This is a genomic window from Nostoc sp. CALU 1950 (genome assembly GCF_051172895.1).
Classification (GTDB): Bacteria; Cyanobacteriota; Cyanobacteriia; order Cyanobacteriales; family Nostocaceae; genus Nostoc; species Nostoc edaphicum_A.
Map to the genome: position 1 here is coordinate 1 of NZ_JBDNJQ010000139.1, position 23,035 is coordinate 23,035.

General features: G+C 39.7%; 16 protein-coding genes. 8 read left to right on the plus strand and 8 right to left on the minus strand.

Annotation, left to right across the window (positions count from 1 at the left end):
• Positions 1–296 precede the first annotated feature (296 nt).
• Complete coding sequence (locus ABF638_RS28385) at positions 297–1,127, plus strand: GNAT family N-acetyltransferase (protein ID WP_435026234.1); 831 nt, start codon at positions 297–299, stop codon at positions 1,125–1,127.
• Here ABF638_RS28385 and ABF638_RS28390 read toward each other — a convergent pair.
• A complete protein-coding gene (locus ABF638_RS28390) occupies positions 1,101–3,719 on the minus strand; it encodes a bifunctional diguanylate cyclase/phosphodiesterase (RefSeq protein ID WP_435026235.1) in 2,619 nt (872 codons plus the stop codon). The genes ABF638_RS28385 and ABF638_RS28390 overlap by 27 nt on opposite strands.
• Positions 3,720–4,225: 506 nt before the next feature.
• Here ABF638_RS28390 and ABF638_RS28395 point away from each other — a divergent pair.
• Together ABF638_RS28395 and ABF638_RS28400 are read left to right on the plus strand one after the other, a co-directional pair.
• Positions 4,226–5,881, plus strand: coding sequence for a glycosyltransferase family 39 protein (locus tag ABF638_RS28395; RefSeq protein WP_435026236.1), 1,656 nt, complete (start codon positions 4,226–4,228; stop codon positions 5,879–5,881).
• Positions 5,882–6,054: 173 nt separating this feature from the next.
• Positions 6,055–7,659, plus strand: coding sequence for a glycosyltransferase family 39 protein (locus ABF638_RS28400; protein WP_435026237.1), 1,605 nt, complete (start codon positions 6,055–6,057; stop codon positions 7,657–7,659).
• 32 nt (positions 7,660–7,691) lie between these two features.
• Here ABF638_RS28400 and ABF638_RS28405 read toward each other — a convergent pair whose 3' ends face one another.
• The gene (locus tag ABF638_RS28405; RefSeq protein ID WP_435026238.1) at positions 7,692–9,932 is read right to left on the minus strand and encodes a glycosyltransferase; all 2,241 of its coding nucleotides are present in this window, start codon (positions 9,930–9,932) and stop codon (positions 7,692–7,694) included.
• A gap of 323 nt (positions 9,933–10,255) precedes the next feature.
• Here ABF638_RS28405 and ABF638_RS28410 point away from each other — a divergent pair, with 323 nt between their 5' ends.
• Positions 10,256–10,975 carry a DUF4079 domain-containing protein gene (locus tag ABF638_RS28410; RefSeq protein ID WP_435026239.1) on the plus strand — a complete coding sequence of 240 codons (720 nt, stop codon included), beginning with the start codon at positions 10,256–10,258 and terminating at the stop codon, positions 10,973–10,975.
• Positions 10,976–11,101: 126 nt separating this feature from the next.
• On the opposite strand, the gene ABF638_RS28415 is transcribed toward ABF638_RS28410, so the two are convergent.
• The 4 genes from ABF638_RS28415 to ABF638_RS28430 all read right to left on the minus strand — a co-directional run bounded on the left by ABF638_RS28415 (position 11,102) and on the right by ABF638_RS28430 (position 15,704).
• Positions 11,102–12,280, minus strand: a complete 1,179-nt coding sequence (locus ABF638_RS28415; RefSeq protein ID WP_435026241.1) for an ATP-binding protein — start codon at positions 12,278–12,280, stop codon at positions 11,102–11,104.
• Between the two features lie 105 nt (positions 12,281–12,385).
• Positions 12,386–12,832: a response regulator gene (locus ABF638_RS28420; RefSeq protein WP_435026242.1), complete on the minus strand. Its 447-nt coding sequence runs from the start codon at positions 12,830–12,832 to the stop codon at positions 12,386–12,388.
• Positions 12,833–12,885: 53 nt separating this feature from the next.
• A complete protein-coding gene (locus ABF638_RS28425; RefSeq protein ID WP_435026243.1) occupies positions 12,886–15,165 on the minus strand; it encodes a PAS domain S-box protein in 2,280 nt (759 codons plus the stop codon).
• Positions 15,166–15,503: 338 nt separating this feature from the next.
• The gene (locus ABF638_RS28430) at positions 15,504–15,704 is read right to left on the minus strand and encodes a hypothetical protein (RefSeq protein ID WP_181928605.1); all 201 of its coding nucleotides are present in this window, start codon (positions 15,702–15,704) and stop codon (positions 15,504–15,506) included.
• Between the two features lie 536 nt (positions 15,705–16,240).
• Between ABF638_RS28430 and ABF638_RS28435 the strand changes: the two genes are divergently transcribed.
• Positions 16,241–17,272 (plus strand): HNH endonuclease, encoded by a 1,032-nt coding sequence (locus ABF638_RS28435; protein WP_435026244.1) that lies wholly within the window; start codon positions 16,241–16,243, stop codon positions 17,270–17,272.
• Positions 17,273–17,375: 103 nt separating this feature from the next.
• Here ABF638_RS28435 and ABF638_RS28440 read toward each other — a convergent pair whose 3' ends face one another.
• Positions 17,376–18,857 (minus strand): GTP-binding protein, encoded by a 1,482-nt coding sequence (locus ABF638_RS28440; protein WP_435026245.1) that lies wholly within the window; start codon positions 18,855–18,857, stop codon positions 17,376–17,378.
• 248 nt (positions 18,858–19,105) lie between these two features.
• Between ABF638_RS28440 and tpiA the strand changes: the two genes are divergently transcribed.
• Together tpiA and folP are read left to right on the plus strand one after the other, a co-directional pair.
• Complete coding sequence (tpiA, locus tag ABF638_RS28445) at positions 19,106–19,837, plus strand: triose-phosphate isomerase (RefSeq protein WP_435026247.1); 732 nt, start codon at positions 19,106–19,108, stop codon at positions 19,835–19,837.
• A gap of 262 nt (positions 19,838–20,099) precedes the next feature.
• Positions 20,100–20,960: a dihydropteroate synthase gene (gene folP / locus ABF638_RS28450; protein WP_435026246.1), complete on the plus strand. Its 861-nt coding sequence runs from the start codon at positions 20,100–20,102 to the stop codon at positions 20,958–20,960.
• A gap of 3 nt (positions 20,961–20,963) precedes the next feature.
• Here folP and ABF638_RS28455 read toward each other — a convergent pair whose 3' ends face one another.
• Positions 20,964–21,800, minus strand: coding sequence for an SPFH domain-containing protein (locus ABF638_RS28455; RefSeq protein WP_181928601.1), 837 nt, complete (start codon positions 21,798–21,800; stop codon positions 20,964–20,966).
• A 408-nt stretch (positions 21,801–22,208) separates the two neighbouring features.
• Between ABF638_RS28455 and ABF638_RS28460 the strand changes: the two genes are divergently transcribed.
• Positions 22,209–22,553, plus strand: coding sequence for a hypothetical protein (locus ABF638_RS28460; RefSeq protein ID WP_069073042.1), 345 nt, complete (start codon positions 22,209–22,211; stop codon positions 22,551–22,553).
• Positions 22,554–23,035: the final 482 nt, after the last annotated feature.

Below are 23,035 nucleotides of genomic sequence, written 5' to 3' on the forward strand. Positions count from 1 at the left end.
TTCATCGCGTCTCTACAAATGGTCTATTTGTCGCATTCTTTTTTCAAATTGGTATGACTTGCATTTATAGCGTATATCAAAGAAAAATTTTGTATCTTATTGCCAGATTTTTTGGGAATTAATGTCCATAATAAAAGCACTCTACCTCTAATCCAAGAGAGTAAAAAATCTCTGTAGAGAATCTTTTATCGAAAACCGCCTCAATCACGCTTCGACACATTAATGCATAATGTGAGCTATTTGTATAGTGCCTAAATCCTAGTAGAATATTTTCGCAAATCTAAGTAGGAAGATAGATGGAAGTTTCTGGACGCAACATCAATTACTCACTGAATCCTCCTCCCACTCTTGAAGATTTTCCCGTCCTTCAAACTGAAAAATATACCCTACGCCTGGCATCAACCAAAGAAGAATTAGAATCAATTTTTCGGTTGCGCTTTGAAGTTTTTAATCTTGAACTGGGTTTAGGATTCTCTACTTCTAACTTTACCCAGATGGATATAGATAAGTTTGATGCGGTTTGCCATCATTTAATCTTGATCTCCAGACAAACGGGTAAAACCATTGGAACTTATCGGATGCAAACCTATACAATGGCTTCTCAAAGACTAGGCTTTGATGCTGCCGATATATTTAATCTTAATGCGATTCCCACTTCTGTGCTTCAGGCATCAGTTGAGGTTGGGCGTACATGTATAACTAAAGAATATCGCAATAGTCAGGCACTTTTACTACTCTGGGAAGGGCTGGCAAATTATCTCATCTGGAGTAAAAACCAATATTTCTTTGGCTGTGCATCATTACTAACACAAAGTCCCTGGCAAGCTACTTGCGCTTATGATTATTTTCGGCAGAATGGCTTGATGCATCCAAGTATTTTGGTTTATCCAAATTCACAATTTTGTCTAGAACTGCCTCAAAATTGTCTAGATTCATATACTGTTGAGATTCCTAAAATTTTGCAGGCATACTTGAACATTGGAGCGAAAATATGCAGCCTTCCAGCTATTGATCGGCAGTTTAAGACTATTGATTTTTTAACTATATCTAATATTGCAGACTTTGTCAGATGGCGTTATCCAAATCCTCTCAAAAAACCCTTACCACTGAGGATTTTTCAAGATTAATTCTACTGCTGCCGCGTTATCCAATGGACGCGAGAAAAAATATCCTTGTCCACATTCACAGTTCAAGTTTCTCAGAAATGCTAGCTGCTCTTTTGTCTCCACTCCTTCGGCAGTTACATCCATACCTAATTTGTGTGCCAGTGTAATAATTGTCTCAATAATTTCTAAATTCTTGCCATTACCATCTATTGGGCTGACAAAAGAACGGTCAATCTTTAACACACTAATCGGAAAGTTATGGAGACGACCTAATGAAGAGTAGCCTGTACCGAAATCATCAATTGATAACTCAATGCCCATCTTCCGAAGTTCTGAGAGGGCGGCATTTGCCTCATCGCCATTTTCTAGAATTGCACTTTCAGTAATTTCTAACATGAGACTGCCAGCATCAAGACCAGTCGAGTGTAAAATTTCCCCAATCTGTTCAATCAAATCCGGTTGAGAAAATTGCTTGACTGAGAGATTGACGCTGATTTTTTCTAACGAGTTTATCCGATCGCTCAACCGCCAGTTTTGCATTTGGCGGCACGCTTCATGTAGTGCCCAATAGCCAATCTTGACAATCAGTCCGGTTTCTTCTGCTAGGGGGATAAAATCTGTTGGACAAATCAAACCACGCTCAGGATGCTGCCAGCGCAGCAGAGCCTCAAAGCCTAAAATTCTGCCATTAGTGAGGGAAACAATCGGTTGATAATAAAGCTGAAACTCGTGGCGTTCGATCGCTCGCCGTAGATCGTTTTCTAACTGTAATCTTACCAGAGCGTTAGTATACATCTCTGGGTTGAATACTTCATAGCGGGCTTTGCCCAGCACTTTGGCTCGGTACATAGCCGTATCAGCGTCTCTTAGCAAGTTTTCTGGTTGGTCATAGTCTACTGTCGAACTCAGAGCGATGCCAATACTTGCTGTTGTAAATACTTCTTGCCCATCAAGCTCAAGGGGTAATGTCAGTTCTTGTTGAATTCGTTCAGCTACTTTGATGGCATCTGAGAGACTCTGGATTTCGTCAAGCAGGATTGTAAATTCGTCTCCCCCAAGCCGTGCGGCTGTATCCGTAGAGCGTACACATACTTCTAATCTATTGGCAATAGCAATTAGAAATTGGTCTCCTTTTAGGTGTCCTAAACTGTCATTGATCACCTTAAACCGATCCAGGTCGAGAAATAACACAGCAAATAAATAATTCTCCTGCTGCTTGGCTCGCTGGAGTGTGTTTTTTAAGCGCTCTATAAAGAAAGCTCGGTTGGGTAAACCTGTCAGTGCATCGTGAAACGCATTATGTCGTAACTGTTCTTCTGCCTGCTTACGCTCGTTAATTTCAGCTTCTAACTGCCTGTTAGCCTCTAATATTTCAGCAAATGACTCTTGTAATTGAGTAGCCATTTGATTATGAGCCTGAGCAAGAACTCTTAGTTCGTTGATACCCTCTACTGTAACGGTTTGGTCTAACTTCCCATTGGCGATTTCCTTAGAGGCAACGCTCAAACAGAGAATTGGTTCAGTAATCCAATGAGAAGTAATCACTCCTATGACTGTAGCTATTATCAAAGCTCCGAAACACAGCAAAATAGTGGTTCGGGTGTTGGCTTGAATATGCTCCATAAAGTCGGCTTCTGGAACCACCACGATAATCACCCAATTTAGCCCACAGTCGGCTGCAAAGGGCATTAACTGTACGAATTGCCGCTTATGATCAATTTCAAATTCTAGCTGTTGGCTAGAAGAAATGTTTCTAAAGTTACCAAATTGTGATTGCAAATACTGTGTTGTCAGCTGAGTGATCCGATCGCTACTGGCGATCGCTCTGAGCCGTTTGGATGTCTTTTTTCCTCCCTTATAACTTCGGATAAAAGGTTGCTCCGCCGTTGAAGTTGCTACTAACTCTCCAGAATGCTCGACAATAAATGTCTTTCCTGAGCGACCAATCTTTAAACTGTGCAAAAACTCACTCAGTTGCGAAAGAGATAACGTTGCATTTGTCACTCCAAGCAAAGTACCTTTCTGGTCATAAAGAGGTTGGGTTGCACTGAATGCTAGACCTGATGAAGAGAAATATGAATAAATTTCTGTGCAAGTAGTTTTACCTGCTTTCACGGCATTTGTATACCAGGGGCGAGTGCGAGGATCAAAGGTTTGGTTAACTTGAAGTAACTTGACAATATTACCTTGATCGTCAGTGGTATAAGTGTAGTAATTATTACTTGTTGATTGATCTTTTTTTCGGATGACTAGTGAACCATCGTTAAAGCGATCAACCGAATGAATTTCTCCTTGTGTAGTTGCAAAAGCGATCGGGCTTAAGGGCTTGAATAACTGCATTTGATGCCATAAATGGCGTTCTAAACTTTTTGTATCTTTTAAACTTAACTCACCAATATGGACAGAATTGGCGTTAATCTGAGTGACGAGTTGGGGGATCTCTATGTAATCGGTGATATGTTGATGAATCCGAGTCGTAAGTTCATTTTGCAGCTGAGTAGCAACATCATTAACAGCTTTCTGACCATTTTTTAAAGATAAAAATGCTGTTAAGCCTACAGCAGCAGAGATTTGCAGCACGAAAGGGACTACAAGAGCTACACGGAGTGGCATCCTCAATAACCCTTTTGGAATCGAACGCAAGAAATTCTGCTGTGGCATCTGTGCGATCTAGCCTCGCATAGGTTAAAAGCAAGAGTTGATTTTGCTCAGAGAGTATTCTTAATCTGCTGATACAGCTACTTTAAACTGCTATCTCGAATTCTGATCAGTTAACAATACTAAGGGCGTATCGCTAAATGCACTATAGCTGTGGATTAGCCTATTAGCCTGACCACAGATGCGGCTACACTTGGTGTATTTTACACTCCATTGATATCTCGGTTTCAAAAACAAGTCCAGTTTTGCGGGATTTGATACAACCTTGCTCATTTGTTTTTGTAGTTAATAAAGGAGAGGTGTTAATTGCCAATCTTCCCAATTAAATAAAGTACGGTTGGCGATGTTTAACAAATAGGCTCCGCTTGAAGTCTTGGCGATGTCTACTACGGGCGTAGCTGAGACACCTCATCCAGTCCACTTAATTAGATGATTTGAGAAAAATTTTAGGAAACCCACTTATGCGCCATCTCAAATTTGCTCCGAGTTGGTTGCGATTTTTAATTATTTTCTTATTGGCAATGGGTATATTGTTTCGCTTTTTTAACCTTGATGGTAAAGTTTACTCTCATGATGAAACTTATACCTCATTGCGGATTTCTGGTTACACAATTGATGAAGCAAAACAGCGACTTTTTAATAATCGCGTCATTGGCGGAGAAAGTTTTGCCCAGTTTCAAGGTGTAAATCCAGAAAAAAGCTTAAATGACACAATCATGACTTTGGCAAAACAAGATCCTTACCATCCACCGCTTTATTACATAATAACCAGATTGTGGATGGAAATATTTGGTAATTCGGTGACGGCGATTAGAAGTTTATCTGCCTGTATCAGCTTACTGGTTTTCCCTTGTGTTTATTGGCTATGCCGAGAATTATTTAATGTGCCGTTATCGGTTCCTGGTGTAGCGATCGCACTCATGGCAATTTCTCCAATTCACTTAGTATACGCTCAAGAAGCACAAGAATATATTCTTTGGTTAGTCACAATCTTACTATCTGGTGCGTCTCTGCTGCGAGCTATACGGCTAGAAGATGAGCTAGCAAAAAAACGACAACGACCAGATTTATTCGCTATTTGGAGCATTTATGCAGTAACTTTAGCCATCAGTCTTTATACATTTCTTTGGAGTGCATTTATAGCAGTTGCTCACGGAATTTATGTGATCATCACTGCCAAATTTCAGTTTACTGGAACTGTCAGAACTTATCTGCTAGCATCACTGGTAGCTTTTTTAGCCTTCATACCTTGGATAACAGTTGTAATCGGTGACTTTTTTCAGTTTTTGATTTCAGCAGATAAAACAACCGCGCAGTCATCCTTAATATCTGTATTTCCATTTTTGCTGATGCAGTTAAGTCGAATTTTTTTTGATATAAATCTGAGTTTAGAAAATTCTCTAAGCTATTTAATTACACCAATTGTTTTAACTTTAGTAGGATATTCAATTTATTTTCTCTGTCGAACAACTAACTATAAAGTCTGGTCTTTTATCATCACATTGATTATAGTACCAGCACTACCTCTAATACTGCCAGATTTAATTACTGGGGGTATACGATCATCTATTGAACCATATTTAATACCATCTTATTTAGGAATCCAAGTAGCTGTTGCTTATCTACTAGCTACGCAACTATATAATGGGAGCGTGGCACGCCGGAGCATTTGGCACATAATCATGGCATTAGTGATTATTTGTGGTCTGATTTCTTATAAGGCGAGTTCTCAAGCAGAAACTTGGTGGAATAAGAGGATGAATTATGGCAATACACAAGTTGCCCAAATTATCAATCAGAGTAATCGTCCACTTTTGATTAGTGATGCTTTGGGTAATAATTATGGGAATATCTTTTCTCTGAGCTATCTTTTGGAACCAAAAGTGCGATTTCTATTGGTGAACAACCAAAAAACTCTCAAAATTCCTGATGGTTTCACGGATATATTTTTATTCAATCCTTCAGAGAGTCGGCGCGAAACAATAGAAAAAAAGTATAAATTAAAAACGGATATTATTTATGGAGATAAGTATTATGCGGTCTGGAAATTGGTTAAAAATCGTAATTTACGCCGACGTAATATCTCACCTATTAATAAATTATCTGCGAGTTTATGAATAAGAATTCAGAATCCAGTAGTCAGAATTCAGTACTATAGGAATCATATTTTATTTATGAAAAAATCTCAGTCGTCTTGTAATAGTGCTGTATTTTTTGCGCTAACACACCTACATATATTTCAAAGATAAAATACTATTCCTATATATACAAATTATTGTGAAATTTTGTTATGCGGTATCTCAAACCTGCTCCAAATAAGTTGCGTTTTCTCATCGTTATTCTATTAATGATTGGTGTATTTTTTCGCTTTTTTAACATTGACAGCAAAGTTTATTGGCACGATGAGACTTTCACTTCATTGCGGATTTCTGGTCATACGGCAAATGAAGCAAGGCAGCAAATATTTAATGGCCAGATAATTAATAAGGAAAGTTTTGCCAAATTCCAAAGTCCAAATATGGAGAAAGGCTTAAGTGACACAATTAAGTCTTTGGAAACAGAAGATCCACAGCATCCACCACTGTATTATGTAATCGCTCGGTTTTGGGTGCAAATCTTTGGTAATTCGGTGACGGTAATCAGAAGTTTATCTGCTTTGATTAGCTTGTTGATTTTTCCGAGTATTTACTGGCTATGTCGAGAATTATTTAAAGCATCGGCATGGGTATCGGAGGTTGCGATCGCACTTATGGCAATCTCTCCTATTCACCTAGTATACGCCCAAGAAGCACGAGAATATATTCTCTGGATAGTGACTATATTACTATCCAGTGCCTCGTTGCTACGAGCATTACGCCTGGAATCAAAAAACAAAGCACAACGCATATTAACTTGGGGAACCTATGCAGTCACTTTGGCGCTCAGTCTTTATACATTTTTGTTGACTGGATTTGTAGCAATTGCTCATGGAATTTATGTAATTGCCACTGCCAGATTTAGGTTGAATCGGACAGTGAAAGCTTATTTATTAGCATCTTTAACAGGATTTTTTGCCTTCATACCTTGGATTCTAGTTGTGATAGATAACTTTTTGCAATTTGACAGTTCAACAACCTGGACAAAAATGCAAGTTCCCCTAGAAATTTTAATTAAATCTTGGCTTTTACAGTTGAGCCGGATTTTTTTTGATTTAAACTTTGGGTTTGAAAATTTGTTTAGCTATGTAATTACGCCAGCTTTTTTGATTTTTATTGGATATTCTATTTATTTTATTTGTCGAACAACTAACTATAAAGTCTGGTTATTTGTTGTAACTTTGATTATGATTCCGGCATTACCTTTAGTGCTACCAGATATAATTTTTGGGGGTATACGCTCACTTTCCGAACGTTATTTATTGCCTTCTTATTTGGGCATTCAACTAACTGTTGCTTACCTACTGGCTACGCAGCTACATAGTGAGAGTATTGTACACCGGAAAATCTGGCAAACAATTATGGGACTAGTGATTATTTGTGGGTTAGTTTCTTATGGAGTGAGTTCCCAGGCAGAAACTTGGTGGAGTAAGGTTATTAGCTATGGTAATCCACAAGTTGCGAAAATTATCAATCAGGTTGATCGTCCACTTTTAATTAGTGATGATTCTGGCATTAATTATGGGAATGTCTTTTCTCTCAGTTATCTTTTGCAGTCAAAAGTGCAATTTCAATTAGTAAAAGACCAAACTATCCCTAATATTCCTGATGAATTAACTGATATTTTTTTACTCAATCCTTCAGATATCTGGCGCAAGCAAATAGAAGCAAATTACAAGTATAACACAAATGTTGTATATGGTGACAATCATTACTTACTCTGGAAGATAGAAAACCCTAATTCGTTGCACCAGAATTAAAAATATGTCACCTATTTACAGGCTATAAAAAATCAAATTTGAGAAACTTTCATTGCCCTTACATCTACTTTACGATCAAATAAAATTCGTGGTTTTAGCAAAAGTTTAAATAGTAACAACAACGAATATAATTCTCCTGGTGCATTCTGGTGCTTCCACTGTCCCGGACGACAAAAGAGCATTTCTACAAGTCGGCGATGTTGATTTAAGCTTACTGATTGAAACCTAATACGTACTGTGGAAAATTCATCTTTAAACCCAGTAGTCACAACCTCACCAGTCAACTTTAAACTCTCTTCTATAATTTCTATATCTATTGGCTTATTAATAAATAAATAGGCGGGTAACTTTTGATTTAGAGCAATTTCAGCACCTGCTTCAGAAATCATTGTAGTAACACCCCACAAATTTTGATCGCCAACTCTTAGCTGCACTATCCGCTGCAAATCAAACCATTCATACATATCTGCTTTCGGTGCATCTATTAAAATTAATAGGGTAATGCCAATCATTATTAAGTTATAAACACTCCATATCCAACCTAAATTTATACCTGTAATTTGTTGCGTAGTTTTGGGTGCAATATCGAGATTTAGCCATAAACTAACGGCAGTAGCGATAAACAAAATTATCAATGGTAGGGCTAAATTCCAATTAAAAATATAGCGATTCTTAATCATACCCTTGGGTGTAACTTGAAATCCTTTTGCAAAAGGATTAATCATAACTTGGATGGTATTTACTGCTAAAGGAAAACATATTATTAGTGAATAAATATCTGATAGCAAAGCGGAACAAGAGCGATAATTTAACCAAGAGAATGTTGCTAAATTCACTAAGTAGTAAGGTAATAAAAAAAATAACAATTCTGCTCCTGTTGAACGGATAGGAATCACAGCGAAAAATGAATATGCTAATGGGATAAGTAAAAAATAAACACGCGAAATATTACCAAACCAATATAGCAATCCAGCTAAAGAAGCTAACCTTTGCATGAGGGTTAGCCCAGGAATTTTTAAAGGATTAGATTTAATAAACAGCGCCTGGAGTGTACCTTGTCCCCACCTTAATCGTTGGGTTGCATAGCCGGCAATATTTTCTGCTGCTAAACCAGCACTTAATTTTTCATTTAAATAAATCAAACGATATCCTTGAGCAGATAAGCGAATTCCGGTAAAATAATCTTCACTCAAAGACTCAGTTACAAAACCTCCAATCTGATCTAAAGCACTTCTGCGAACGACAAAGGATGTACCAGCACAAATCGCACTACCTGAAGAATCACGACTTGTTTGAATTTGACGATGAAAGACTTCTGCCTCATGGGTGAGAACATTTTCTAAGCCTAAATTACGGGCTATGGGATCAGCATTATAAAAGCTTTGGGGCGTTTGTACAAGGGCAACTTTTTCATCTTGGAAAAAGCCAATAGTGCGAGTCAGAAAGTTTCTGTTGGGGACAAAATCAGCATCAAAAACTACAATTAATTCTCCATTTGTTTTTGCGATCGCATGATTCAAATTACCCGCTTTCGCATAACTGTTATCAGGTCGCGTCATATAGTGACAGCGCAATTCTTCTGCCAATTCTTTCATTTCTGAACGATTGGTATCATCCAAAAGATAAATTGTTTTATTTGCATAATCTAGCGCTTGACAACCAATAATTGTCCGCCGTAAGATAAAAACTGGCTCGTTATAGGTTGGTATTAAAATATCAACAGATGGTACAAAGCTACCACTGATTACAGCTAGTGATTTCACGTCTGCTTCGCGGTGACGTTCTTTGATATTCAACATGAACAATAGCTGTATAGTAGTATTGAGTAGCATTAACATCTCTGCAAAAAATAACCCTAGACTAAATACTCCATTCAACGGATCTACTAAATTTAAGGTAGATAGCGATCGCCACAGAATATACCGCAAAGTTAAAATGATTAAAATTCCCACTATTAAGCGTTGTGACCAAATCCGGGGTTGTGGGGAGATTTTCATCACCACAAACACAGTTAGCAATAATCCGATAGTGGGTAGTAGTAAATATTTACTATCTATTTTTGGCACTTCTAACCACATTGGTGGGTGCATTTGCCAGTAATTGATTTGAGCAAAAATTCCACTAATTCTAGCTTCACCAGCGAACCATCCTACTACAATGATGCCAGATAAGAAAAAAACGCCTAATAAAATCAGCGTTGCTGTGTGGAATCGAATAACTTTCTTAGATACAGTATTTTGCGGTGGTTTGTAGCTAAACTTTAATTTTGACATTTCGCCCTTTTGCACCTGAATGTTATCTGCGAAAAAAGCATTTCACCCGATTTTTGTGACGTATCTTTTTGAAAAAATGTAACAACATATTTCTAATAATACTTTATATTACAAAATATTTTCCTGTATTTAAGAATACATAAACTATTCTTGACTAAAGTTCTAGTTTTTTATAAGATATTCAAATATTTGCTTGATTAAAATCAGCTAAAAATAAAAAGATAAATATTAAACAGATTCTTATCTGAAATTAATTTAAGTGATGGTACGATGCTTTAAATTGTCCTTTGAGATGAATTCAATGATTCATTGAAAGGTGTTGTATGCAATTAACAGATTTTCTTGGTCTTGTACATCCAGCGATCGCAATCATATTCGTGTTTCCACTCATCGGTACAGTAGTTAATTTTGCTTGGCAAACACGCCAACGCAGACTGCAAACTCTAGCCGGGAATAAGAGCAAAATTCCGCCAGTGGTGGGTACAGAACATAAGCAGTTAGGCGAATGGCTAACAAGTGCAGTTGTTGGATTAACTTTAATCGGATTAAGCTATCCTATTGGCAAAAATATTATCAAAAATCAATTGTGGAATCAGACACCTTTTCAAGTTGTGTTTATACTGTTAATATTTGCTGCAACTATCGCCTCTTTAGTCTTCCTGTTTCGGGCAAAGCAGCGGGTGTGGCGGGCAGTTTTTGCAACTTTAACTGGTGCAGGTTTAGTAATTCTAGGTTGTCAGGATGGAGTATATCGCCGCACTAATGAGTGGTACTGGTCACACTATTATATTGGCATTACCGCAGCACTGCTGATGATTTTTTCATTAGCGATTGTTCAAGATATTTATCAAGATAAATCTAATCGCTGGCGTATCGTCCATACGATTTTAAACTGTATTGCTTTGTTGCTATTTATTGGACAAGGTATGACAGGGACACGAGACTTATTAGAAATTCCCTTGAGTTGGCAAGAAACCTACATTTATCAATGTGATTTTGCTAATAAAACTTGTCCAACGCCAAATCCACAAGTAGCAAAATAGGTGGGGGAGTGAGGGAGGTGAGGGAGCAGGGGGAGCAGGGGAGCAGGGGGAGCAGAGGAAAGTAATTAATAACCAATGCCCAATGCCCAATGCCCAATGCCCCATGCCCAACTCTTATTTGCCTAATCATTGTAGTGGGAGAGTCACAATTACTGTTGTACCAATACCTTGCTCACTTTCTAATTGAATATGACCACCATGTAACTCCACACATTTTTTCACTATGGTGAGTCCTAATCCTGTTCCTTGAATTACGCCTACATTACTGGCGCGATAGAAAGTTTGAAATAGATGGCTTTGGTCTTTGAGAGGAATGCCCATCCCCTGATCTTTGACCTGGAAAGTTGCGAGGCGATCTTTGCAAATCAAATCAAACCAAATAGTGCTATTCGGAGGGGAATATTTGATGGCATTAGAAATCAAATTGGTTAAGATACAATTTAGTAAGTCTTCATCCATTTTGGCTTGGGTCGATTCCCCTTGAAAAGTAAAGATAATACTGTGCTGACTACCTGCATTAACTTGAAGAATATCTGTGAGTTCGTTACAGAAATTTTCTAAATTTAAAAGTGTAGGTTTGCATTCGAGTTTGGCTGCTTCTGTTTTACTCAAGAATAATATCTCATCCAAGAGATGAAGCATCTGGTTGATAGCATTTTGTATTCGATCAAAATATTTAGTTTTTCGACCATCAGTTAGTTTATCGCTGTTGTATTCAAGGATATCCACAGCCGTCCGAATCGTAGTCATAGGGGTGCGAAACTCGTGGGAAACCATTGCTACAAAGTTCGACTTTAACTCGTTGAGTTCCTGTTCTTTTGCCAGCGCTTGACGGGTGCGTTCTTCACTCTCCCGTAGTTGGTTGAGAATTTCGCTTCTTTCAATGGCATAGCGAATGGCACGCACTAACCTTTGTATAGTCATTTGATCTTTAACTAAATAGTCTTGTGCGCCTTCTGCCAATGCTTGCAGTGCTAAATCTTCATCATCAAGGCCTGTTAATACCACAACTGGGATATCTGGTACTGCTGCCCGAAATTCTTTCAATGTGTCCAGTCCAATAGAGTCTGGGAGGCTGAGGTCTAACAAAACTAGATCGAATCTGCGTTGTCTTCGACTCATCATCTGAGAATTATTAAGGGTGGACGCGGAGTTTTCCCTGCTAGCATCTATTGCCTCAGATAGCCGTTCAACATGTAACATCTGCCATTGTTCTTGATCTGCATGTAAAAATATCCGGCGTAGCAGATGAGCATCACTGGCACTATCTTCTACTAATAGAATGTGAATTGTGAGCTTTTCCATAGTGCAGGGTTATATCAATTTGTTAGATAATCACCTGATTTGCTATTTGTCAGACAGGGTTTAATTCTCTGATGTTGTAGGCAACAATCGAAATTTGCAAGCTTGTTATTTTCGTGGTAATGTTGCTGCTGTCAGCCAGAAATCTTTGATCAACTGTAAAACCTGAATGAATTGGTAAATATCAATAGGTTTTGTTACGTAGCAATTAGCACTAAGATTATAGGAGCGCAGGATATCCTGCTCATCAGATGAAGTAGTAATTATGACAACAGGAATGCATTTAAGATTTGGGTCTGATTTGATTTCTGTTAGCACTTCGCGCCCATCCATTCCGGGAAGATTTAGATCGAGTAGGATTAAGTCGGGACGGGGAACATTAGTAAATTCTTCTTGCTCCCGTAAGTAGTTGATAGCACTTTCACCATCCTCAACCCAATGCAAGTTATTAGGGATTTGAGCATTTAAAAAGCCTTTGATGGTTAGGTTAGCATCACTAGGAGAGTCTTCAACTAGCAAAACTTCAATGGGTCGCAATCCCTGATGATGAATCATGCAGTTATCAGAATGTTATTAAGCAGACATAGAGTATATATACTAAAGATACCTTAATTTGCGTTGAGGGTAAGATAAAATACTGTTCCTATGCCCGGTTCTGACTCAACCCAGATGCGACCACCATGCCGCTCGACGATTTTTTTGCAGATAGCTAGACCAATACCTGTACCAGGAAATTCTCGACGAGTATGAAGACGGCGGAAAACTTCAAAAATCCGTTCAAGATACTGAGGCTTAATACCAATGCCATTATCCTGTACCCAGATGAGCCATTCTGAGTGATGAGTGCTGAGTGCTGAGTGCTGAGTGGGGAGTGGGGAGTGGGGAGTGGGGAGTGAGGAGTGAGGAGTGGGGAGTGGGGAGTGGGGAGTTAGGAGTTCTTCTTCTGCTTTCTCTCGTTCCTTGAGGAGGGCGCTAATGTGAATCTGGGGTGGCTCTTGTCGGCAAAACTTGATGGCATTGCTGATCAGATTTTGGAATAATTGCACCATTTGGGTTTTGTCTGCGAGTAACTTTGGCAAAGGATCATGGGTGATGATGGCTTTGCTTTGAGCGATCGCTACATGTAAATTATTAAGAGCTAAACTGAGTGCAGTGTTACAGTCAACGAGAACAAATTCTTGACCGCGAGTCCCGATGCGAGAATAAGCTAGCAAGTCTTGAATCAACTGCTGCATCCGCTTTGCCCCATCGATAATATAACCAAAGTATTCCTGGGCAGACTCATCTAGACAGTCTTGATATTCATTTTCTAATAGTTGGGTATAGCCCGTTACGGCTCGCAATGGTTCTTGTAAATCGTGGGAAGCCACATAGGCAAATTGCTCTAACTCTTGGTTAGAGCGTTTTAGTTCCTCATTCAGCTTTTGTAATTCTGCCGTCCGCGCTTGTACTTTAATCTCTAGTTCTTCATTGGCCTGTTGTAGTGCAAGTTGTGCAAGGTTGCGATCGCGCAGCGCAATTTGCTGTTCTGTAATATCTGTGTCAGTGCCTACCCACTCTTGAATTTTATTGTTGGCATCCAAGATGGGAACTGCACGCACAGCAAAAAATCGATAGCTACCATCTGCAACTTGTAGGCGATGTTCAATTTGATAAATACCCTTTTTCTCAAGTGCTTGTATCCAAACTTGTGATGTCCGTTCTCGGTCTTCAGGATGAATTGCATCAAGCCAGCCCCATCCCTTGACTTTTTCTTCACTTTGCCCTGTCAAGGCTCGCCAAGCAGGAATGTCTTCTACTACCTCACCATTAGCATTAGTGATCCAAACAGCTTGAGAAGTGGCAATTACCAATGAGCGATAGCGCCGCTCACTTTTTTCTAGGGCAATTTCTGCCAATTTTTGGCGGGTGATATCTTGAAAGAAAATTGATATTCCTTCCGATGAGGGGTACATCCAATATTCAAACCAGCGGTCAAACGGTGGATAAAATTCCTGCATCTGAATGACTCGCTGTTCTGCCAAAGACTGGAAATAGGCATGATAAAACTGATGTTCAACAGCTTCGGGGAATACTTCCCAAATGCTTTTGCCAATTAAGTCTGCGGGTTGCTTGTTGAACATTTGTCCCGCTCTTTGATTGACGTAGGTGTAGCATGAGTTGCGATCGAGGGCAACAAAGGCATTTGTAATAGTTTCTAAAATATCTGCTAGTTTTGCTTTTGCAGCTTGTTGTTCCAGACGAATAGCTTCTTGTGATAAAGCCTTATTAAGGCGAATTTGCTTTTGCAGCAGTAAGTAAACCACAATTAGCAAAAGGAAACTCAAAGCATACCCCAAAGCAACTACAATCACGATTTGGCGAAAAAGAACATCTGTTAATGCTGTCCGCTGTTGCAATAAAGTTTTTTCTTCATTGTCCATTGCCTGGAGTTGTTCGCGGATCTCTATACTCCGATCTGCGATCGCTATTTGAGTAGATTGATCTAAACGTTCTTGCCCAATCAAATCAATGGATTGCTCAAGCAGGGAAAATTTCTGTGCAATCAGGGGTTTAAGTTTATCAAGCCGCCCTTGTTGGCTAGGGTTATCACTACTTAGCTGTCGGATGACTTTCAGCACCTCATAGACCTTCTGCTTCTCACCTTGATAAATTTCTCGGTAAACTGTGTTTTTGGTGATAATGTAACTACTTCGTGCTCCTTCAGCATTACCGAGGCCGATACGTACATGATCTAGGGCTTTTATGACTTGATGAGTATGAACTACCCATCGCTTTTCTTCCGTCAACCTTTGGATACTTAAGTAAGAAGCTGTTCCGACGCCACACAATAGCAGTAATGCCAAGCTAAAACCGCCTGCAACAAATTTTTCTAACAGTTTGTTCATGGAATACTCGCAAAAGTGTAGCTAATATAATCACATCAGTTTTAGCTCTAATAGCAAGCTGCTGACGACCATTAAATTCAACAGTACAGTGTTATTACGTATAAACAGTACCGTGTTATTACGTAGATTTAACTCTTATGTTTATGCTAATGGATGTATTGGGATTTCGGATTGCGAAACCTGTGGTAAGCCACGCTAACGCACCTATGTAGGGATGATGCAGTTTTTGACACAAAAAAATGAGTAGATAATTGTGGTTCTTACACCACATATCCACTCGTTTTTTACTGTATTAGGTTTACAACTTTCTTGTTAACATTTGGGAAAGTTCAAACTGATTAACGTGACTCAGTTCCCTGATTGGGGCTACCTGCTACAGAATCTTCTCCTGGTGCTTCTGGAGTAGCAGTGGATTTAGCATCACTCTTTTCAGCATCGCCAGTTTTGCGAATACTTTCGTCTACGGGGGTTTGGTAACCACCAGAAGCAGTAGGTGTAGCTTCTTGATTATTAGATTTTGGTTTCTGTTGTTCAGCCATGACTACATTCCTAATTATTTATTCTTGAGATGATCTTAAGAAAATGAGGTGCGTGAGTGTATCTATCCAAAATCTAGTTATGGCTGATTAGTCCCTATGTCGGAAGTATTGTTTTGTACTACTCATGTATTTTCCGAGTCACCTTTTTTAGCGCCGGAAGAGAGAAATTCTTTAGTCTTTTGGACTACCTGATACCGCCATCTACTTACCAATATCACAACTGATTTATAGGACTCATATTTGATTTATGAAAAAACTCAGTACAACTAAGAAGCCTTCTTGACTGTTGCCTATTGCCTATTGCCTATTCCCTGCCTACGCAAATCAGTTCAGAAATCAAAGCGGATTCCTATAGTAGGATTGCTATAGCCGGATAGTTCAGTTTATGAAGTTAGCATACACAAACCATATAAATTGATCACTATCTCTTTAAAAATTTTGGAAGTAAATTGGTCATGAATGCTGAGGTGATTCTTCGTTTGAGAAAGAGAAACTGGAGCAAACACTCTACAGTACAAATGAAAGGTTACTAAAACATGGATTTTATCAACCAAGCACAGAAGTTGGCAGATACGGTTAGAGATAAAACTCAAGAAGCAGCTAATAATGTAGTAAATGGGATGGATGAGGTAGTTGATGGAATAAAGAACGCTACTGCCGAGATAACTATTTCAAGTGTCCATGCAGTTAATGATTTACAAAATTTGTCAACCATCGCAGCACAATCAGGTTTTCAAACTGTTCAAAATGTTAGTAAAACATTTCAACAAAATGCTGTTGGAGTTGGCGCATCTGGTATGATTATGGCTGATGCTTTGCAAAATTTACCAAAAACAGCTGCCGAATTAGCCCAAGAGATGCCCAAGATTGCAAATAGGCTGAGATATCGTGCTGGTGTTCGCGTGGGAGACTTACCTCGCTCTGATGCAGATGTCATGAAGCTTTTTGAGAAAATTCCTGGTACATCAAAGCTTGGAGGTAAAGAATATACAATTCGTCAATTTCTTAGAGATAAGCATGGTAGCCATATAAATCCACGTTCTAAAGGTGGATCAAATGGTGCTGATAATATCCTTTGGGAAGTAGGTGCTGACAATCTCCGCCGAGGTGCCAAAGTAATGACCGTTGGCGAACAGTTTTATATTCGGGTTTATAATGCGGTAGATTCTATTGTCAGCAATTCTGGAACAATCGCCAAACTTGGTATTACTGCAACAGGAACAGCTATTCTCACCCAGGTTATAGTAACGGCAATTTCTTACTCTTTGGATCTTTATCGGGGTGATATTACTGTTGAAGAGTATAAAAATCTAGTTTTGGAAGCAGCAAAGGCAGCAGGTATTGCAACACCAATTGTTTTTTTGGTTTTGGTGGCTGTGTTAGCTTTATTTCCAGAATTTACAGTCATTTTGTCGGCACCAGTTGTTGTCGCAGGTTTCAATGCTTTATTTGGTATTAGTATTGCTACACCCATCATCCAATCGCTAGTTCGTCATGTGGAAGCTGGAGGTTTTGGGATAGAAACTGCTGATGCTTACAAGAGTGCGTTTGATGGTACTGCGCTCTGAAATAAGCTATTCCATACTTAAATTGCATAACTAGGGTGGGTGTCTCGCCCGCCCGTAGCCAAAGGCGAGCTTTTTAGTCTAGATTGGATAGGTTAGTTTAATATCACTTTTTGAGTTTTACCTTGTAGAGTAATTCATCTTTAATCCGGTTGAGAATTGAAGTCTCATCCAGGTTTGTCAAAATCCGATTAATTACTGCTTTCGGCCCATCAGGCCCCCAAGTTGCGCCATTGGCTAAATAAACTTTGGTAACTTGTCCAATCCCGTAAGAAGAAACACCAGCTACTCCCCCTTGGGTAATTGCCACCGATAGATAAGGGCCTAGCGCAATGCCACCTGTAGCTGTTGCAGAGATCCCAAGTAAAGTTTTTAATCCACTCAAGCCCAAATTTGCTAATAATTCACTCGCACCGATGCCGCCCATACTCAGGGCGATTTTTTGTAGCAGTTGTACAGCGCCGGCTTCGGTCATTGAGAAGCCATAGAGTTTAGATAAACCTAAAATTAGAGCAATATCAATGACCACACTACTCAGAATATCTACCACAGTTACGGGATTAAGTGCGATCGCTAATGCCTTAGTCATCACAGCCTTCCAAATCAACTGATTGGCATTCTGCTCCCGAATCATCAGTTTTCGCTCAACCAATTGCTCATTGACAACATCTGCATAAAGCATGGTGTTAAGAGCAACTAAGGCTTTACCCTCACGATGCAGAATTTCCAAAATTTTCAGTTTCAGTTCCTCGATTTGGGCATTCCCTGTACGCAACTGTATACCCCTCGTACCATCAGGGCGACGAATCGCTGTCTTTACCAATGGCGATGCCGCAGCCATGACAATTTCTAAAGGTGTAAGTAATTCCCGCACTCTTTCATCCCGGATTTTGTGATAAATTGCCATCCGGTCTGCTTCTGGATACTGGTCTACTTTGTTAAACACCAAAATGATCGGTTTACCTGCTTCCCGCAACTGAGAAAGGGCGGTGTATTCTAGTTTCGTCATGTCGCCAGATATCACAAACAGAATCAAATCCGCTTGTTTGGCAATCTGTTCAGCTAAGGCGGCACGGGTTGCACCATCTACTTCGTCCAACCCAGGAGTATCAATTAATTCCACCTGCGATTGACCTACACCAGGGAGAGTGACTCGCAAAGCACGTTCAGTTTCCCCAATCATTTCCTCGCTAATACTCCAATTAACTGTTTGTGCAGCACGAGTGACACCATGCAGTGGCCCAGTTTCAAATACCGTTTGCCCAACCAAAGAATTGAGTAGCGAAGACTTCCCGCGTCCCACCATGCCAAAAGCCGCAATCTGCACCACCATCCGGTCTAACTTTCCCAACATGGTTTCCAACTCAGCAATTTCCGTCTCTAACCCGTTTTTTTCTTGGGGGGTGAGGTCGAGATTAGCTACCAAGTTTCGTAGCGCCGTTTGTGCTTGTTTATAATTCAGTTCTGTTTGAATGTCCTCAAAACTGAAAATGGCACTATCTAGTTCTTCTTCCCAACTGAGAGAATTTGGGTCAGTGTTAGCGGAATCGCTTTGATGAGGTTCAGGCATAGGCAATGTCGAAGTCATATTAATTTGAAATTTTGGATTTTAGATTTTAGATACACCCCCTCTACCATCCTAGTTATTTTTAGCAAGGCTTTGGCGAGACGAGACAAAGAGAGCAAAGAGAACAAGAGAAGAATAATTTTTACCCAATACCCAATGCCCCATGCCCAATTCCCAATTCCCAGAGACTAATGACTAATGACTAACAAAAAGTCATAAACTGAAAAATGCATCTAATATAACGCGTTAGGATCTTGACTAAATTACCTGTGCGGAAAATCGTTATTGCCGGCAACTGGAAAATGTACAAAACTCAGGCAGAAACCCAAGAGTTTCTCCGAGGATTTCTGCCCCACTTAGAAGAAACCCCCCAAGGGCGAGAAGTGATATTGTGCCCTCCTTTCACTGATTTAAGCGTTTTATCCAAGACTTTGCACGGTAGCCTCATCCAACTGGGGGCACAAAATGTCCATTGGGAAGAATATGGAGCCTATACGGGTGAGATTTCTGGCCCAATGCTGACAGAAAGTGGTGTGCGCTTTGTGATTGTCGGTCATAGCGAACGACGGCAATACTTTGGTGAAACGGACGCCACCGTTAATCTGCGCCTCCGAACTGCTCAAAGGTTTGGTTTGACTCCAATTCTCTGTGTTGGGGAAACTAAACAACAACGAGATGCGGGAGAAACTGAATCACTGATTGCTCTCCAACTCGACAAAGGCTTGGTAGATATTGATCAGAGTAATTTGGTAATTGCATACGAACCAATTTGGGCGATTGGCACCGGTGAAACTTGTGAAGCAGCGGAAGCTAATCGAATAATTGGCTTAATTCGTAGCCAGTTGACTAATCCAAATGTATCAATTCAATATGGCGGCTCAGTCAAGCCCAATAATATCGATGAAATCATGGCTCAACCAGAAATTGATGGCGTTTTAGTGGGAGGAGCAAGTTTAGAACCTGAGAGTTTCGCTCGGATTGTGAATTTTCAGTCAGTGTAATGTGCCTTCTTTTCGTTCCCATGCAGAGCATGGGAATGCCTAATGTAGATAAGAAGAATTCAGAACTCAGTAGTCAGAATTCAGAATTGAATTTTGTACGACTGGGTAATGAATATTGCTTAAAAAGATTGCTCTTTGTGGGCGGAAGAAAATTAAAATATTTTTCAAGAGTTGATACTCCACCCGTGAAAGGATGGAGTATTCTGAATTCTGACTCCTGTTAGCGGTAGCGGGGCGTTTAGCCCATTCTGACTCCTGTTTTATGCCAAGGAACTTGATAATTCGAGGACGCTGTTTCGATTGGGGACAGCGGACTTATTTGATGGGTATTTTGAATGTGACGCCTGATAGCTTTAGCGATGGGGGTGAGTTTAATACTACCTCTGCTGCTTTAGTACAGGCGCAAGCACTGGTAGCTGCTGGTGCTGACATAATTGATGTGGGCGGTCAATCGACTCGACCAGGGGCAAAGCAAATAACTCTGGCGGAGGAACTTGACCGGGTTCTATCGGTGCTACAAGTAATAAGACCAGAAATTTCAGTCCCGATTTCTGTAGATACTACTCGTGCTGCTGTAGCTAGGGCATCTGTAGAAGCTGGAGCGGATATGATTAATGATATTTCTGGCGGCACTTTTGACTCAGAAATGTTGCCAACAGTTGCAGAGTTAGGTGTGCCGATGATTTTAATGCACATCCGGGGAACACCACAGACAATGCAACAACAGACTGATTATCAAGATTTGCTCACAGAAATTTATAGTTTTTTGGCTCGGCAAATTGAGGCAGCAACCACTGCGGGCATTGACCTGGATAAAATTATTATTGATCCTGGTATTGGTTTTGCGAAAAACTATGAGCAGAATTTAGAAATTTTTCGCGATTTGCGATCGCTAACAAAACTCAACTGCCCTATCTTGGTAGGAGCATCCCGTAAAAGTTTCATTGGTCGGATTTTAAATCAACCAGATCCCAAAGCACGAGTTTGGGGAACGGCAGCAGCTTGTTGTGCTGCTATTTTTAATGGCGCTGATATCCTCCGAGTTCACGATGTTCAAGAAATGCGTGATGTTTCACTAGTAGCCGATGCCCTATTAAGACAAGCTACACAGCCTGATTGTTAGGTATTATCGTTCTTCATTTTTTTTGCCGTTACCTTCTTGAGTCACTGACTCGGCTATCAACTCCTGAAACATTTCACTTGAGTTAGCTGGGTCTACAAAGACAATTTTGGCATTATTGCTCTCACCAAGTTTTTGGCTAGCATCTACGTAATCTTGAGCCACTAGATACCGCAAAATGTCCCTACTATCTGGATTAGCACGGAGAGCTTGAGAAATGATTTGCACTGAAGCCATAGTTCCTTCTGCTTTTTTAATGGCAGCTTCTTTTTCTCCTTCTGCTTCAGTAATCAACGCCCGTTTTTTGATGACGGCGGCTTGCTCCTCTTCTCTAGACTTTCGTACACTCTCAGGTAGAGTAATTCTCTGAATATCTAACCGGAGAATTTCAACTCCCCAATCTGCCGTTATATTATTCAACTGGTCTAAGATAGCTGCGTCCATCTCCGCTCTGGAGACGTTGGTCTGTTCTAAGGTATTCTGAGCAATAATTTCCCGGAGTGTGGTTGTGGTCAGCTGTGTCAATGCTCCTTGCAGATCCTCAATAGCGTAAAAGCTTTTCTCAATATCTCTGATGCGCCAGTACACAATAGCGTCCACTTCCACATAAATATTATCTTGGGTGATCACATTTTGAGGTTTAATGTCTGTAAACTGCTCTCGTGTAGTATCTTCCATCACAATCTGATCGACCAAGGGAACGATAAAATTCAGCCCCGGCTTAAGTTTCCGATGATACCGCCCCAAGCGTTCGACTAAGGCTTCATTTCCTTGATTAATCAGTTTTGCAGAACCTAATGCATAACCTATAAGGGCTAAAACTATAGCAATAATTGGCTCCATGTATGCTCCTATTCAGCTTTGGGGAGAATTTAGTGTAAAGGATATGCTACTAGCTTGTCATATCTTTGAGTTTAATGTTTTGAGTCTGTAATTTTATCAACACCGGCAGCGATATTGAGTCGCTGTGCGTCTTGTACGCATTCTGTTGAGTAAGACTGTTTTGCAGAATGCGTAGAAGCTCTGCTTCTTGTCATCAGACATCGCTATTAAAGCACCTTGATTACACCCTGGCAAGGACTACTTGATGTAATTAAGGTTACTCGTACTGATATCTTCAGACAGGCTAGACTTACATGCAGTATATTCACTTAAATTTAATTAAATTAACGTAAAATTTAGTAGTAATTTAAAAACTCCACTATAAATCGGGTTAAAATTGGCTTCAACCATTAAAAATGTAAAAATATTATGGGCAGATTGTTAATCAAAGTTATAGGTTTAATTCTACTTTTCACAGGTTTATACTTTTTTGGTCAAAACATTATATTTGTTAGCGGTTACTACATACCTTTTTCGAGAAGATTACCAGCTACAGTTTCCGTCTTAGCAATTATGTCAGGTGTGTTTACATTGGTGTTTTTTCGCAGAGAAGCTAGTCAGCTGGGATGGATTTTGTTAGGTATTGGCATAGTACTAGTTTTCTTGAGTGGTGGAGTAATTTTCAGATCAACTAGCTTATGGAATTTATTTGTTGCTTTCGCCTCATTAGCAGCCGGGTATAAATTATTTAATGAGGGTAGAATAAACTTTTGAAATTTGCAAACATAGTCATTTTTCCTCATATTTACTATAGCAATCCTATTTAATTAGTGAGAGTTAAAAGTCATATAGCGGTTCTCAGTTGAGTGAGGTACAAGAACCCCACCCCCAACCCCCTCCCCGCAAGCGAGGAGGGGGCTATAGTGTACCTTGTATGATTAGGAAACGCTATAGTTCCCCAATTTATCAAATAAGTTGGGGATTTTTTTCTTACGAATAAATGAGGTTTGTTATAGTAGCTAAAACTACATTTATCTACAATCAGTAAAATTTGACATTATAATTTTCTCATCTGCTCTAATGCTGCTGAGACTGTATTAGAGGTTGTTTGAAAAGTGTTTCGCTGTGACTTTAATCACTTTTAGATCCCCCTAAATCCCCCGATAAATTGGGGGACTTTAATTCCGGTTCCCCCCTTTTTAAGGCTACGGTGTACACACATCTTTTTGCTGGGTGCAAAATGTGTATTGATCCCC

Excerpts from the sequence above, each read along its gene's own strand:
- ABF638_RS28405 (WP_435026238.1), bottom strand. The coding sequence starts at position 9,932 with ATGTCAAAATTAAAGTTTAGCTACAAACCACCGCAAAATACTGTATCT.
- ABF638_RS28390 (WP_435026235.1), bottom strand. The coding sequence starts at position 3,719 with ATGCCACTCCGTGTAGCTCTTGTAGTCCCTTTCGTGCTGCAAATCTCT.
- ABF638_RS28400 (WP_435026237.1), top strand. The coding sequence starts at position 6,055 with ATGCGGTATCTCAAACCTGCTCCAAATAAGTTGCGTTTTCTCATCGTT.
- ABF638_RS28385 (WP_435026234.1), top strand. The coding sequence starts at position 297 with ATGGAAGTTTCTGGACGCAACATCAATTACTCACTGAATCCTCCTCCC.
- ABF638_RS28435 (WP_435026244.1), top strand. The coding sequence starts at position 16,241 with ATGGATTTTATCAACCAAGCACAGAAGTTGGCAGATACGGTTAGAGAT.
- ABF638_RS28415 (WP_435026241.1), bottom strand. The coding sequence starts at position 12,280 with ATGGAAAAGCTCACAATTCACATTCTATTAGTAGAAGATAGTGCCAGT.
- ABF638_RS28425 (WP_435026243.1), bottom strand. The coding sequence starts at position 15,165 with ATGAACAAACTGTTAGAAAAATTTGTTGCAGGCGGTTTTAGCTTGGCA.
- ABF638_RS28420 (WP_435026242.1), bottom strand. The coding sequence starts at position 12,832 with ATGATTCATCATCAGGGATTGCGACCCATTGAAGTTTTGCTAGTTGAA.
- ABF638_RS28460 (WP_069073042.1), top strand. The coding sequence starts at position 22,209 with ATGGGCAGATTGTTAATCAAAGTTATAGGTTTAATTCTACTTTTCACA.
- folP (WP_435026246.1), top strand. The coding sequence starts at position 20,100 with ATGCCAAGGAACTTGATAATTCGAGGACGCTGTTTCGATTGGGGACAG.
- ABF638_RS28410 (WP_435026239.1), top strand. The coding sequence starts at position 10,256 with ATGCAATTAACAGATTTTCTTGGTCTTGTACATCCAGCGATCGCAATC.
- ABF638_RS28395 (WP_435026236.1), top strand. The coding sequence starts at position 4,226 with ATGCGCCATCTCAAATTTGCTCCGAGTTGGTTGCGATTTTTAATTATT.
- ABF638_RS28440 (WP_435026245.1), bottom strand. The coding sequence starts at position 18,857 with ATGACTTCGACATTGCCTATGCCTGAACCTCATCAAAGCGATTCCGCT.
- ABF638_RS28455 (WP_181928601.1), bottom strand. The coding sequence starts at position 21,800 with ATGGAGCCAATTATTGCTATAGTTTTAGCCCTTATAGGTTATGCATTA.
- ABF638_RS28430 (WP_181928605.1), bottom strand. The coding sequence starts at position 15,704 with ATGGCTGAACAACAGAAACCAAAATCTAATAATCAAGAAGCTACACCT.